Here is a 14,164-nt window from a genome sequence, read left to right as displayed (position 1 = left end):
ATTTGGCCGCGCCGTCAGTGCGGCACGACGCCCAACTCGACGCCGGTCTTGTCGTGCAGCGCGAAGCGATCGATCAAGTCCGCGCTCGCCCGGTTGTAGCCGACGACCTCGACCTCGGCGCCGCCCCGGCGAAGCCGGGAGACGATCTTGTCGACGGCTGCCACGGCCGAGATATCCCAGAAATGCGCCCCGGAAACATCGATCCGGATCCGCCTCGCCTTTTCGTCCGCCGCGAAGCCGCGGCTGAAGCGATCGACCGACGCGAAGAACAATTCACCGGTGACCCGATAGGTCGCCATTCCATCTGCGGACTCGCTGCGCTCGATCGCGAACATCCGCTGCACCTTGCCCGCGAAGAAGATGCCCGAGAGCAGCACCCCGGCCAAGACGCCCAGCGAGAGATCGCGGGTTGCGACGACGACCACCACGGTCGTGACCATCACCACCGACGAGGTCGGCGGATGGCGACGGAGGTTGGCGACGGAGTTCCAGCTGAACGTGCCTATGGAGACCATGATCATCACCGCGACGAGCGCCGGCATCGGGATTCGGCCGACCCACGCGCCGAGCACCGCCAAGAGGAAGAGCAGGAAGGTGCCGGCGACGAAGGTGGACAGCCGGCCCCGCCCCCCGGAGGTGACGTTGATCACCGACTGCCCGATCATCGCACAGCCGCCCATGCCGCCGAACAAAGCGGCGACGATGTTGGCGCTGCCCTGACCGGCGCATTCGCGGCGCTTGTCGCTCTCCGTCTCGGTCATGTCGTCGACGATCTGGGCGGTGAGCAGCGATTCGAGGAGCCCAACCGCGGCCATGGTCAACGAATAAGGCAGGATGATGCGGAGCGTGTCGAGGGTGAGCGGCACGTTCGGCACAGCGAGGCTCGGCAGCCCCTCGGGCAGGCGGCCCATGTCTCCGACCGTGTTCACCGGCACGCCGAAGCCGATCGCCACGGCGCTCAGCGCCAGGATGGCGACGAGCGGCGACGGAACCGCCCGGGTGAGCCGCGGGAACAGGTAGATGATCGCGAGGCCGGCGGCGACCATCGCATAGGTCTGCCAGCCGACATTGGTGAGTTGGGGCCATTGGGCCATGAAAATCAGGATGGCGAGCGCGTTGACGAAGCCGGTGATCACAGATCGCGAAACGAATTGCATGACGAGATCGAGGCGCAGCAGACCCGCGACGATCTGGATCAGGCCCATCAGGATGGTCGCTGCGAACAGGTAATCGACACCATGTTCCCGCACCAGTGGGCCGACCAGCACCGCCACCGCAGCGGTCGCGGCGGAGATCATGCCGGGCCGGCCACCGGTGAACGCGATGACGATCGCGATCGCCACCGAAGCGTAGAGGCCCACCCGCGGATCGACACCGGCGATGATCGAGAAGCCGATCGCTTCGGGGATGAGCGCCAGCGCAACCACGATGCCGGCAAGCACGTCACGCCGTACGGCATTGGCATCGCCGGACCACGTCCGGCGGTAGCGGGAAAGAAAATATGTCATAAAGGTCCGCAACACGGCACGCCCGACGATGTGTCGAACGGCCATTTGTCGTTGTCCGGCGGATCGGCGGCCGGAATAGCCACCCGGACTTGCACCGGGTCCATGCGAATGAGTGGCCGATAGCCGTCCGGCCCTGCCGGTGGCAAGCACGGCCGGGCCGCGAGCCGATGCTCAGATCTCCGCGCGAACCTGCGCGTGGCTCAGGAAGGCGAACATCAGGGTGCCGCCGATGACGTTGCCGATCAGTGCCGGCAGCAGGAAGCCGAATGCGACCCAGGATGTGGCCGCCAGTCCGCTCCACAGCAGCAGGAAAGCTTCGGCCGCGCCGGCGATGACGTGCGCGAAGCCGCACAGGCTGATCGCCAGGGTCAGCACCAGCACGATCGAGAAGCCGGCCCGATTTTCGGCGGAGCGGATCCAGGCGACGGAGGCCATGATGAAACCGGCGGGGATCGCCTGCATCAGTGTCTCTGTCGCACTGCGCTCCTGGAGCTTGGCGGAGACCGCAAGCATTCCATCGAGCATTTCGTCACTCTGGACATTCCCGAAGACCGCCAGCGCGGCGATCGACGCCGCCCCGGCCAGATTGCCGACGAAGACCAGCGACCAAAGGCGGGCGACACGGGCGAAATTGTGCATGTTCGTGTGGCGGGCGAGCGGCAGGATCGCGACGATGGTCTGCTCGGTGAAGAGCTGCATTCGTCCGAGCACGACCATGAGAAAGCCGACGGGATAACCTAACGCGACCACGGCGTCCCGCCAGCGCGCCTCCGGCAGATAATGGTGCAAGGCGCCGCTCACCGATACCGACGTCATGATCGCGATCCCGGCCGCGATCGCAGACCACAGCAAGGAGGCCGCGGGCCGATCGAGCTCGTCCTCGCCGTGCATCGACACGGCGGCATGCACCACCTTGGGCGCGGTCGGCGCATGTTCGGCGACTTCCGCCTGTTCGTCCTCGCTGAGGTTTGTGTCGTCGTGCTCGGCCATCGATAGTCTCCGCCGCACGAGCGAAGGCGGCGGGATTGAGTTCCCGGTGCCGCCCGAGGAGCTTCAAGCCCCTTGCTGGAAGATGATGCCCATTTCCTCGAGATCGAGATCGCGCTCGAGATCGTGCAGCACCTCGTCCTCGATCCGCCCCTCGCGGTGCAGGCGAATGAGCTCGGCCCGTCCCGCCGCGACCGCCGCGAGCATCACCTCGAAATGCGACTGGATGCCGGCCATGAACTGGTCCGCATCGTCGGCATAGCGCTGGGTCGCGTCGGCGCGCTTGCGGTAGGAATCGAGCAGTTGCGGGTGGATCAGGTTTCCATCGCCGTCAAAGGCGCGCAGTTCGACCTCTTCGCGCTTGGCCCGGGCGACGGCGGATTCGGCGGCGGGCAGCGCCATGGGCGGCGCCGGATCGCCATCGACCGGTTGCACGACCCTGATCAGCCAGCCGAGGCTGGTGCCCTGAATAATTATGGTCACGAGGATCACGGCGAAGGCGGCGACCAGCATCAGATCGCGGCCGGGCATCTGCGCCGGCAAAGTGAGCGCAACCGCAAGCGTGACGACGCCGCGCATGCCGGTCCAGCCGAGCACGCTCGCCTGACGCCAGCCGAGCGGCCGCGCTCGCTTCAAGCCAGCCTTGTTCAGGAGCGTGAGCAGAGCGTCGCTGGCGAATACCCACGCGAAGCGGGCGAGGATCACCGCGGCGATGATGCCGAGCAGCGGCACGGCGAAAGTGGCCAGCACCGTATCGCCGCCATCGATGCGATCGAGGACGCCGCGCAGCGACGATCCGATCAGGATGAACACCAGCGCCTCAAGCGAGAAGACCAGGGTGCGCCAGAAGGCGCTTCCCTGCAGCCGCACGCGCGCCGGAAGAATGACGTGCTGGTACCAGCCGAACAGCAGACCGGCGGCGACGGTGGCGATCACCCCGGAGACGTGCACCATCTCGCCCGCGATATAGGCGCCCCAGCAGAGCAGGGTCGAGGTCGCGACCACCAAAGTCTGTTCCTGCATGCGGCGAACCACGAAGATTCCGGCCATCCCGACGGCAACGCCGATCGCGGCACCGCCGAGGGCGAGCAGCACGAAGCTGCCCGCCGCCGCGCCGGCGTCGAAGGTGCCGCTCAGCGTTGCCACGACCGCGAAGCGAAACAGCACCAGGCCGGTCGCGTCATTGAGCAGGCTCTCGCCCTCGAGCAGGGCCTGCAGACGGCGGGGCAAGGTCACCCGCTGCAGGACCGCCCTTGCGGACACCGCATCGGGCGGCGAAACGATCGCGCCGAGCGCGAAGCAGGCCGCCCAGGGCAGCTGGGGCACCAGCAGGTGGACGACGGCACCGACGACCAGAGTGGTGAACAGGACGGCGCCCACCGCAAGCGACAAGATCCCGGGCAGGTGTCGGCGGAAGCGGCCGAACGCGGTGAAATAGGCGCCGTCCCACAACAAGGGCGGCAGGAACAAGACCAAGGCAAGCTCCGGATCCAGTGCGATCTGCGGCGATCCGGGCAGGAAGGCGAGCGCACCGCCGCCGACCAGCAAGGCAGCCGACGGCGGGAGGCACAGGCGCAGCGCCGCCCAGTGAAGAGCGATCACGGCCGCCAGCAGGATCAGGACCAGCTCGAACGTTTCGACAGGATGCATGCGCTCCCTTCCCCCTCGGCCGCGCGCGCACCGCGACCAAGGGTCTCCTATCGCGTCGGATCCCGTCGGCCTACGGTTTTCATGCAAGTCGCCGGAGGGGCGACACGTTCGTGCCGAGAACGAGCCGCCTGTTTTTCGTTACGGATCCGTCTTGCCCACGGGTCGGCAGCCGCCCTACATCGCTGCCTTCAACTCGGCCATGGGAGGCGGGAATGCGTTACGGTGCAGTCATGGTCGCGGCGCTGGCGACAGCAATGGCAGGTCCCACCAGTGCAGAGATCCGGCCCGAGCGTCTGTCGGCGCTTCCATATGCTCTGACCCTCTCCAACAAGGCAATCACCGCCGAGATTACCCCCGACCGCCTACGGCTGGTCGCACCGAAAGGCAGCGATCTGTACAGCCCCGCCAAAGGGCCGCCGGTCGACAATGCGCCGCGGGTGACGTTTGCACCCAAGGGCGACTTCATCCTTTCGGCCAAGGTCTCACGGCCGGAAGGCAGCGACTATGCAGGCGGCGCCCTGGTCGCTCATGCCGCTGGCGGGCGCTGGGTGAAGCTGCTGTTCGAGCGCCTCAACGCGAGCACCAATGCGGTCACCTCGGCCGTAGCCTCGCCGATCAGCGACGGCAGCTATCACATCCGGTTCCCAGCCGACGCGCCGGCCTTGTGGCTCAAGATGGCGCGCGCCGGCGGTTCGCTGCTGCTCTACAGTTCCCAGGACGGGGCGACCTGGCAAATCCTGCGCGACGTTCCGATGGATGAGGCGATGCCGCTCTCGATCGGTTTCGCCGGTCAGTCGCCGACCGGCGAGCGCTATGAGGCGGTCTTCAGCAACATCCGTTTCGAGGCGCGCAAGGTAAAGGATTATTGGCAGGGCAAGTGAGCCGCGCGACGCCTTCGGCGGCCTCCGGCCGCTGTGGCACGCAGTAAAAGGCTCGGCCAAAGCGCCGCCACCTGTCTCGCAACCGGCCACCCTGGCGCCGCCATGGAAGCAAATCCCTCATCGGCCGGAACTAGCCCCGATCCCTGGCATTCTGCCTGCCTGCTTCCTCGGACGTCGGCGACCTTCTCGAAGGCGCCGAACGAACGAGGCAGAGAAGAAGGAGCATCGCCGTGGCTACACCCGTTCATCGAAGCCCGGCGCTGCACCCCGTCCAGGCGGTCTTGCTCGCCGGCATCCTGCCCCTGTTCCTGGGCGGGCTGCTCAGCGACTGGGCCTACGCGACCACGGCGGAGGTGCAATGGAGCAATTTCGCCGCCTGGCTGATTGCGGGGGCGATGGTGTTCACAGGCTTCTCTCTCCTCTGGTCATTTCTTGCGCTGCTGAGAAACCGGTCGTGGCGCGGCCGGCGGCTGGTCACCTTCGTGCTGCTTCTCGCCGCCTTCATCCTCGGCTTCGTCAACTCCTTCGTCCATGCGCGCGACGCCTGGGGGATCATGCCGGGGGCCATGATCCTGTCGGTGATCGTCACGGTCATCGCGCTCGGCGCAGTGGGGATTGGATTTGCCGGATTGCGCACCAGAGAGACGCAATGACGCGTTCGACCCTCCTCCTCGCCGCCGGCCTCGCGGCGCTTGCAAGCGGCTGCGGCAGCGACAACGATCCGGTGCAGATCGGGGGCAACCCGCAGCTTCCGGAACAGCAGCGCGCGCTGGTGCCGAGCATGAAGATCGCTGATCCGACGCCATGGGGAGATGCCCGTCCGGCGGTGCCGCAAGGCTATACGATCGCCGCGATCGCAACCGGTTTCGGGATATCGCGCCAGACGCTGGTTCTTCCCAACGGGGACATCCTGGTCGCCGAAGGGCGCGGCGGCGGCGAGGCGGCGCTGCGGCCAAAGGACATCATCGCCGGCTTCATCAAGGCGAAGGGGACGAGCTCAGTGAAGAGCGGGCACCGCCTGACCCTGCTCCGCGACGCGAACGGCGACGGCATCTACGAAGGCCGGACGATCTTCGCCGACCATCTGAACGCACCCTATGGCCTCGCCCTCGTCGGCGACCAGCTCTACGTCGCCGATCAGGATTCGCTGGTGCGTTTCACCTACCGGCCGGGGCAGACGAGAGCGGCCGGCCCGCCGACGAAGGTCACCGACCTGCCCTCGCAGATCAACCATCACTGGACCAAGTCGCTTGCGGCCAGCCCTGACGGGCGCTTCCTCTATGTCGGCATCGGATCGAACAGCAATATCACCGAGCGCGGCATGGCGGCCGAGCTCGACCGCGCCCAGGTGTGGCAGATCGACGCCGCGACCGGTGCGCACCGGCCGTTCGCCACCGGCATCCGCAACCCGACCGCGCTTGCGATCCAGCCTCGCACCGGCCAATTGTGGGCGGTGGTCAACGAGCGGGACGAGCTCGGCCCCAACCTCGTCCCCGATTACCTGACCTCGGTTCGCGATGGTGGCTTTTACGGCTGGCCCTATTCCTATTGGGGCCAGAATGTGGACGGCCGTGCGCAGCCGCAGGATCCGAAGAAGGTCGCCTCTGCGATACGGCCGGATTATGCACTGGGGTCGCACGTCGCCGCGCTCGGAGTCGCCTTTTCAAACCCCGCCATGGGTCCGCGCTTCGCGGAAGGCGTGTTCGTCGGCGAGCATGGCAGCTGGAACCGCACCAGGCCGGCGGGCTACAAGGTGGTGTTCGTACCGTTCCGCGGCGGCCGGCCGGCCGGACCACCGATCGACGTGGTGACGGGCTTCCAGGGCAAGGACGGGAAGACGATGGGCCGTCCAGTCGGCGTGACCGTCGATCCGCGCGGTGCCCTGATCGTTGCGGACGATCTGTCCAACACGATCTGGCGGATCACCCCGGCACAGCGTGCCCCCGCCCGCGAAGCAGCGACGCGGCCGGCGCAGCCGCTGCCGGAAGGGGAGCACGGCGGGAGCAAGACGCCTTACTGACGCGGTCTAGCCGCGCCGCTCTCAGGCCCGCTCGCGCGCGCTCTCGATGTTGCGGGCGGCGCGTTCGAGCACGCCGGCGGCGGCATCGCCCGGCATGATGCCGGTGGTCGCCATAACGAGTTCAAGCGCCACTCGGCTGTTGCCGAGATCCAGCGGCGTTCGCGCGATGCAGCGTTCCAGGCGTTCGGATGTCTCGATGGCGCTGTCGGGATCGAGGTGATCGAGAAGCAGGCCGAATTCGGTGTCGCCGACACGCGCCAATTGGTCGGTGGCGCGGATCAGACTGGACAATGTGCGGGCGAGATGGGCGAGCGCGGCATCGGCTACGGCGCGGCCATGACGCTGGGCAATAGCCTCGACGTTGCGCAGATCGAAGGAAACGAGGGCAGCGGGCGTGTTCTGGCGGGTCGCGCGGCCGACGGCACGCTCGACCTCGTGCGCGAAGCGGCGGGCATTGGCGAGGCCGGTCAGCGGATCGGCCTCCGCCATCGCTTCGAGTTCGTCGATGCGGCGCTGCGCGTCGGCAAGGGCGGCGCGAAGAAACGCATTCTCCTCGGCGAGCGAAACGGCCTCGGTGGGGGCGAAGCGATCGGACTGGTGGGTCATCGGACTCTTATAGACTGGCGCCCGTTAACAGAGAGCGAAAGCACGGCACCGATCGGCAATGGCCGCAAGATCGGTCTCGACCATCCGAAAACCGGCTCCACTTTACCGGATGATGCTCTAAGAGGTGCCGCTTCGCCGGAATGGAGAGGGTGGAGCATGACAGCGGTCGGGATCATCATGGGCAGTCGATCGGACTGGGAGACGATGCGACACGCGTCGGAGATCCTGGAAACGCTTGGCGTTGCCCATGAGACGAAGGTGGTCTCGGCCCATCGCACCCCTGACCGCCTGTACGATTATGCCAAGGGCGCTGCGGGACGCGGGCTCAAGGTCATCATCGCCGGTGCCGGCGGCGCGGCGCATCTGCCGGGCATGGCGGCTTCGATGACCCATTTGCCGGTACTCGGCGTTCCTGTGGAATCGAAGGCGCTGTCCGGCATGGACAGCCTGCTGTCGATCGTTCAGATGCCCGGCGGCGTGCCGGTCGGCACACTGGCGATCGGCAAGGCCGGGGCGATCAATGCCGGCCTGCTCGCCGCGGCGATCCTGGCGACCGCCGACGAGACGCTCGGTGAACGACTGCAGGAATGGCGCCGGGCGCAGACCGAGAGCGTCGCGGAACAGCCGGAATGACGATCGCGCCGGGATCCACGATCGGGATCGTCGGGGGCGGCCAGCTTGGCCGAATGCTCGCCATCGCGGCCGCACAGCTCGGCTACAAATGCCATATCTATGCGCCGGACGAGGCTCCGCCAGCCGCCGAGGTCTCGGCACGCTTCACCCGCGGCGCGTGGGATGACGAAGCCGCGCTCGCGCAGTTCGGCCGGAGCGTTGACGTCGCCACCTATGAATTCGAGAATATCGCGGCAGGGCCGCTCACCGCTCTGTCTGCCGAGACGCCCCTTTTCCCACCCCGCCGGGCGCTCGAGATCGCGCAGGACCGGGTGAGCGAGAAGAGCTTCGTCCGCGATCTCGGCGGCCGACCTCCGGTGTTCGCGGCGGTTGCGACCCGCGAAGAACTGGAAGCGGCCATCGCCGAGGTCGGCACGCCGGCGGTGCTCAAGACCCGGCGCTTCGGTTATGACGGCAAAGGCCAGGCACGGATCATGGCACCGGCAGACGCGGACTCCGCCTGGGACGCGGTGCGCGGCGCGCCTTCGATTCTGGAAGCGTTCGTCGATTTCACCGCCGAATTCTCGATCCTGCTGTGCCGCGGCGCGGACGGCGAGACCGTAACCTGGCCGGTGCCGCGCAACAGCCACGAAGGCGGCATTCTCGCGCGTTCGGAAGTGCCGGCGCCTGCCGAGCTGGCGCCGCAGATCGCGGAGGCCGAGGCGCTCGCACGCACGGTCGCCGACGCGCTCCATTATGTCGGCCTGCTGACCCTGGAATTCTTTGCGACCCCGGCCGGGCCGATGTTCAACGAGATGGCGCCGCGGGTGCACAATAGCGGTCATTGGACGATCGAAGGTGCGCTGACCTCGCAATTCGAGAATCACGTCCGCGCGATTTGCGGCCTTCCGCTCGGTGCGGTCGACCTGACCGCACCGCGGATCGAGATGTGGAACCTGCTCGGCGCCGACGCCGAGCGCTGGAAGGACATCCTCGCCGACCGCACCGCCCATCTCCATCTTTACGGCAAGGGCGAGGGGCGCCCGGGCCGGAAGATGGGGCATGTGACGCGGCTGGTTCGGTAGCCACCGCCTGCTGCCCCTCCCCGAAGGGAAGGGGCTTCAGGCGACGACGATTACTGTCCGGCTGAAGCCGCCGCAGGCGTCGGCGCCACCTGCGGCTTCACCACTTCCACCGGCAAGCCCAATCCCTTGAGCTGCGGCTGCACCTTGGCGGCGTCGCCGACGATGACCCAGACCATCTTGCCGGGATCGATCACCTGGCGCGCCGCCTGATCGAGCTGGGCGGCGGTGAGCCCGCGATAGCGCTCGGCGATGGTTTCCCAATAATCGTCCGAGCGGCGATAAAGCGCGTTGGAGCGGAGCGCGCCGAGCACGTCTTCCGACGTTTCGAACTGACCGGCGAGCTGGCGGGTATTGCCGTTGATCACCCGCTGGAGCTCGACCGCGCTGACGCCCTTGGCCGTGGTGAAGCTTCGAATGTCGTCCATCACCGCCTTGACCGCCGGTCCGGTCTTGTCCGCCTGGACCGGAGCATTGACGACGAACGGCACCAGATGCTCGCGCATGCTCACCGAGCTTCCCGAGCCATAGGACCAGCCCTTGGTTTCGCGCAGATCCATGTTGATCCGCGAGAGGAAGTCACCGCCGAGCACTTCATTGGCGGCGCGAAGGACGAGCGGATCGTCGGTGCCGCGGACCGGCAGGACATAGCCGGCGGCGATCAGCGATTGGGGCGATTGCGGCCGATCGACCAGGATGATCCTGGGCTTGGGCGCGGCGGGCGCATCCCCGAACGCCTTGCTGCCCTTCGGCAGCGACGGCGGCGTCCAATTGCCGAAGCGCGCTTCGAGCTGCGGGACGAGTTCCGCAAGCGGCAGGTCACCCACTGCAAAGATCGTCGCATTGTCCGGCCGGATCCAGGTCTGGTGGAAGCGGATCAGGTCATCACGCGTGAGCCGGGACACGACCGCGGGATCGCCGGTGCCGGTCGACGAGCGTCCATAGGGGCTGTTCGGCCCGTAGAGCGCCGCCGGCAGCGTGCGGGCGGCGAGCGCGCCCGGCTGAGTCAGCTCCTGCGCAATCTGCGCGAGTTGCTGCGCGCGAAGGCGGTCGACCTCGCCGGGTTCGAATGCCGGATTGCGGATGATGTCGCTGAGCAGATCGAGCGAGGGTCCGAGGTTCGGAGTCAATGCGGTCAGCTGCACCGCGGTGCGATCCAGGGAAGCACCGGACGAGACATCGGCGCCAAGCCGTTCCTGCTCCTCGGCGATCTGGATCGAGTTGCGGCTGGTCGTGCCTTCCTCGAGAAGCTTCAGCGTCAACACCTGGGTGCCGAGCGCATCGGCCGGATCCGCGGCGACGCCGGCGTTGAACTCGACCGCAACCCGCATCACCGGCACGGCCTGCCGGCGCGCGTAGACGATCGGGATTCCGTTGGAGAGCTGCGCGCGCTCGACGTCCGGGAAATCGAGATTCTCGATGGTGCCGAGCGGCGGCAACGGACGCGCTGCAGCCTTGGGCGCGGGGGCGGCAGCGCCGCCGCCAGCGGTGGCGGTGTCGGCGACGAACGGCAGCGGCGCCAGCGGGCGCTCGCCGGGCCTGGGCTGACGATAGTAACGCGGCCGCTGGCTGGCGGCGCTGCCGCGAGATCCTGCCGCTTCTTCATAAGCTTCACGCTCGCCGGGCTCTACGCGCAGTGCGAACACCGGACGGGTCAGCCACTTCTGCATCGCCGCCTTGACGTCGGCGGGCGTGGTACGTGCGTAAGCGAGCAATTGCTTGCGGTAGAATTCGGGATCGTTGGCGTAGAGCGTGCCTTCGGCGAGCGCGACCGCCTTGCCGCCGAAGCCACCGACCGATTCGAGACCGCGGATGCGACCGGCGACGTCGCTGGTGACGAAGCGCTTCACTTCATCGTCTGTCGGCCCGGCGGCGATATAGTCTGCGACGATCTGATCGAGCCGGCGCGCGACCGCGTCGGCGTCAGCGCCTGGCTTCACGTCGGCAGTGATCTCGAACAGGCTGATGCGATGGAAGGGCTGCAGCGATGCGGAGACCTGCACCGCGGTCTGGTCCTTGCGTACCAGTTCGTTGTCGAGCCGCGAGCTGGCGAGGCCGCCGAGAACGCCGGCAGCGACGTCCAGCGACACCATGTCGGGATCGAGCAGGCCCGGAACGGCCCAATTGCGATAGATGCGGGTGTTGGCGACGCGATCGTGCATCACCTGGACCTTGGGCGCGGGGAGCGTCGGCACCGCCGCCTGGGCAGGCGTGTTGACCGGTCCCCGCGGGATGTCGCCGAAATATTTCTGCACCAGCGGGCGCGCTTCGGCGGCCGAAATGTCGCCGGCAAGGACCAGCACCGAGTTGTTCGGGCCGTAGCGCTCGCGGAACCACGCCTTGACGTCGGCGAGGCTCGCTTTGTCCAGGTCGGCCATCGAGCCGATCGTCGAGTGATGATAGGGATGGCCGTCGGGGAACAGCGCCTCGAGCTGGGCATATTCGACAAGGCCGAACGGCTCGTTATCGCCTTGCCGCTTCTCGTTCTGGACGACGCCGATCTGGTTGGTGAGCTTTTCCTGGGTCACAGCGCCGAGCAGGTGCCCCATCCGATCGCTCTCCAGGAACAGGCCCCGCTCCAGCGCGGGCCGCGGCACCGTCTCGAAATAATTGGTCCGATCGAACCAGGTGGTGCCGTTATAGTCGGTGGCGCCGATCTCGGCGAGCGGCTCGAAGAAATCGTTCGGGCTGTTCTCCGAGCCGTTGAACATCAGATGCTCGAACAGATGCGCGAAGCCGGTCTTGCCCGCCGGCTCGTCCTTCGAGCCGACATTGTACCAGACGGAGATGGCGACGACGGGCGCCTTGCGATCCTCGTGGACGACGACCCGAAGCCCGTTGTCGAGGGTGAATTGCTCATAGGGTATGTCGACCCGGCTGACCAGCGATGCAACGGGCGCGGGCTCCGCCTTGGCCGGTGCCGTAGGTGCGGCTTCGGGCGCTGCGCTGCTCGCCGTCTGCGCCTCGCCTGATCCTCCTCCGGTCGCCGTCGTGCATGCCGGCAGGGCAAGGACGGTCATGAGCGCGAAGGGAAGGATGATCCGGCGCATCGGCAATCTCCGAGTCTGATGTGCGGGCACCATACAAAGCGCCGCGCCCCACGCAACATGCGGAAGCGCAAGCGCTTTCGGGTCCCCTTCCTTTCCGCTAGCACAGCCGCTTCTTCTCGTGTCCGGGATCGTTCATGCGCCGCTTCCTTCTCGCTTCCGCCGCCGTCTCCCTCCTCCTATCCCCCGCCGCGCCTGCCCAGCCTTCGGAACCGAGCTTCACGCCGGAGCGCTTCCGGGCGCACGTCGCCTTCCTCGCCGACGATCGGCTCGAGGGCCGCGATGCCGGCACACGCGGCTTCGACATCGGCGCGCTCTACGTTGCCAGTCAGTTCGAGAGTCTCGGCCTGAAGCCCGCCGGCGACGGCGGCTGGTACCAGAAGGTGCCCTTCGCACAGTTCACGATCGATGGCCCCGCCACTGCCGTGTCGGTCGGCGGGCGCCGCTTCGCGCATGGCGAGGGCGTCGTGGTCAGCCCCGCCGCCGAAGCCGGATCGCAGACCATCAACGCGCCGGTGGTGTTCGCCGGATACGGCATCGACGCCCCCGAAGCCGGGATTGACGATTACAAGGGCCTCGACGTCCGCGGCAAGATCGTGGCGGTGCTGGGCGGCTACCCCAAGAACCTGCCGAGTGACGTCGGCGCGCATCTCAACAGCGAGAAGCGGCGCATGGCGGAGCAGAACGGCGCGATCGGCATCATCACCCTGCGCACCAATGCGGAGACGAAGAACCGCCCATGGGCGCGCGTCGTCGCCCGCGCGGGCGAACCGATGATGACCTGGATCGGCAAGGACGGCGCCGCTTACTCGCCGGCACCGGGCATCCGCTTTCGAGCCACGTTCGACAGCGCCGCGGCCGAAGCCCTGTTCGCCGGTGCGCGCACGCCGCTCGGCAAGGTGCTCGCCGAGGCCGATCGCGCCGGCGCGCGTCCGAAGGGTTTCGCGCTCAAGCAAAGCGTCCGCTTCGAACAGGCCAACACGCGCGGCGAGACCGTGAGCGAGAACGTGGTCGCGATGCTGCCCGGATCCGATCCCGCGCTCGCCGGCGAGACCGTGCTCCTGATGGCGCATCTAGACCATCTCGGCATCCACGGCGACGGCGAGGACAAGATCAACAACGGCGCGATGGACAACGCCACCGGCGTCGCGACCATGATCGAAGTCGCGCGCGCGATGAGCCAGAGCGGCGAGCGGCCCAAGCGATCGATCCTATTCGCAGCGGTCACCGCCGAGGAAGACGGGCTGCTCGGCGCCCAGTATCTCGCCAACAATCCGGTCGCGCCGAAGATGGTTGGCGTGGTCAATCTCGATATGCCCGTTTTGCTGTACGACTTTCAGGACGTGATCGCCTTCGGCGCCGAGCACAGCACGATGGGGCCGATCGTCGCCAGCGCTGCCCGCAAGATGGGCGTCACGCTGAGCCCCGATCCGTTGCCCGAAGAGGGGCTGTTCACCCGCTCCGACCATTACCGCTTCGTGCAAAAGGGCGTCCCGTCGGTGTTCCTGATGACCGGCTTCGCCAATGGCGGGAAGGAGAAGTTTACCGGCTTCCTCGCCAATACCTATCACGGGCCGAAGGACGATGTGCAGCAGCCTATCAACTGGGACGCCGGCGCCAAATTCGCGCGGATCAACTATCTGATCGCACGCGAACTCGCCGATGCGCCGCAGGCGCCGCTTTGGTATGCCGACAGCTTCTTCGGCAAGACGGTCGCCACGGAGCAGCCAAAAGCCCAGCGTTAGGCGGTGGCCCTCTTGTGTTGCTGAAA

At 67.2% G+C, this 14,164-nt stretch carries 11 protein-coding genes and 1 other annotated feature; of the genes, 6 read left to right on the top strand and 5 right to left on the bottom strand.

Features of this window, described 5'->3' with window-relative positions; all coding sequences use genetic code 11:
- Positions 1-14: 14 nt before the first annotated feature.
- From ETR14_RS11820 to ETR14_RS11810, 3 genes are all read right to left on the bottom strand, one after another.
- Entirely contained in the window at positions 15-1,508 is a 1,494-nt protein-coding gene (locus ETR14_RS11820; protein ID WP_129384786.1) for a SulP family inorganic anion transporter, read from the bottom strand.
- A gap of 49 nt (positions 1,509-1,557) precedes the next feature.
- Positions 1,558-1,613: a sequence feature (sul1 is cis-regulatory element that is thought to sense ions involved in sulfur or methionine metabolism; They are found in Alphaproteobacteria), on the bottom strand.
- Between the two features lie 66 nt (positions 1,614-1,679).
- Positions 1,680-2,498, bottom strand: coding sequence for a formate/nitrite transporter family protein (locus ETR14_RS11815; RefSeq protein ID WP_129384785.1), 819 nt, complete (start codon positions 2,496-2,498; stop codon positions 1,680-1,682).
- Positions 2,499-2,561: 63 nt separating this feature from the next.
- The gene (locus ETR14_RS11810) at positions 2,562-4,145 is read right to left on the bottom strand and encodes a Na+/H+ antiporter (RefSeq protein WP_129384784.1); all 1,584 of its coding nucleotides are present in this window, start codon (positions 4,143-4,145) and stop codon (positions 2,562-2,564) included.
- Between the two features lie 212 nt (positions 4,146-4,357).
- Here ETR14_RS11810 and ETR14_RS11805 point away from each other — a divergent pair, with 212 nt between their 5' ends.
- From ETR14_RS11805 to ETR14_RS11795, 3 genes are all read left to right on the top strand, one after another.
- Positions 4,358-5,026 (top strand): DUF1349 domain-containing protein, encoded by a 669-nt coding sequence (locus ETR14_RS11805; protein WP_129384783.1) that lies wholly within the window; start codon positions 4,358-4,360, stop codon positions 5,024-5,026.
- Between the two features lie 230 nt (positions 5,027-5,256).
- The gene (locus ETR14_RS11800) at positions 5,257-5,679 is read left to right on the top strand and encodes a hypothetical protein (RefSeq protein WP_243455877.1); all 423 of its coding nucleotides are present in this window, start codon (positions 5,257-5,259) and stop codon (positions 5,677-5,679) included.
- Complete coding sequence (locus ETR14_RS11795) at positions 5,676-7,046, top strand: sorbosone dehydrogenase family protein (RefSeq protein ID WP_129384781.1); 1,371 nt, start codon at positions 5,676-5,678, stop codon at positions 7,044-7,046. The genes ETR14_RS11800 and ETR14_RS11795 overlap by 4 nt, the downstream gene beginning before the upstream one ends.
- Positions 7,047-7,067: 21 nt before the next feature.
- On the opposite strand, the gene ETR14_RS11790 is transcribed toward ETR14_RS11795, so the two are convergent.
- Positions 7,068-7,652 carry a diguanylate cyclase domain-containing protein gene (locus ETR14_RS11790; RefSeq protein ID WP_129384780.1) on the bottom strand — a complete coding sequence of 195 codons (585 nt, stop codon included), beginning with the start codon at positions 7,650-7,652 and terminating at the stop codon, positions 7,068-7,070.
- 156 nt (positions 7,653-7,808) lie between these two features.
- Between ETR14_RS11790 and purE the strand changes: the two genes are divergently transcribed.
- Together purE and ETR14_RS11780 are read left to right on the top strand one after the other, a co-directional pair.
- Complete coding sequence (purE, locus tag ETR14_RS11785; protein WP_129384779.1) at positions 7,809-8,285, top strand: 5-(carboxyamino)imidazole ribonucleotide mutase; 477 nt, start codon at positions 7,809-7,811, stop codon at positions 8,283-8,285.
- Positions 8,282-9,349: a 5-(carboxyamino)imidazole ribonucleotide synthase gene (locus tag ETR14_RS11780; RefSeq protein WP_129384778.1), complete on the top strand. Its 1,068-nt coding sequence runs from the start codon at positions 8,282-8,284 to the stop codon at positions 9,347-9,349. Before purE ends, ETR14_RS11780 begins: the two co-directional genes overlap by 4 nt.
- A gap of 50 nt (positions 9,350-9,399) precedes the next feature.
- On the opposite strand, the gene ETR14_RS11775 is transcribed toward ETR14_RS11780, so the two are convergent.
- A complete protein-coding gene (locus ETR14_RS11775) occupies positions 9,400-12,366 on the bottom strand; it encodes a pitrilysin family protein (protein ID WP_206186025.1) in 2,967 nt (988 codons plus the stop codon).
- A 164-nt stretch (positions 12,367-12,530) separates the two neighbouring features.
- Between ETR14_RS11775 and ETR14_RS11770 the strand changes: the two genes are divergently transcribed.
- Complete coding sequence (locus ETR14_RS11770) at positions 12,531-14,138, top strand: M28 family metallopeptidase (RefSeq protein ID WP_129384776.1); 1,608 nt, start codon at positions 12,531-12,533, stop codon at positions 14,136-14,138.
- Positions 14,139-14,164: the final 26 nt, after the last annotated feature.

This window comes from Sphingosinicella sp. BN140058 (assembly GCF_004135585.1).
GTDB lineage: Bacteria > Pseudomonadota > Alphaproteobacteria > Sphingomonadales > Sphingomonadaceae > Allosphingosinicella.
The sequence above is the reverse complement of the archived record's forward strand: the minus strand, read 5'-3'. Positions and strand labels throughout refer to the sequence as shown.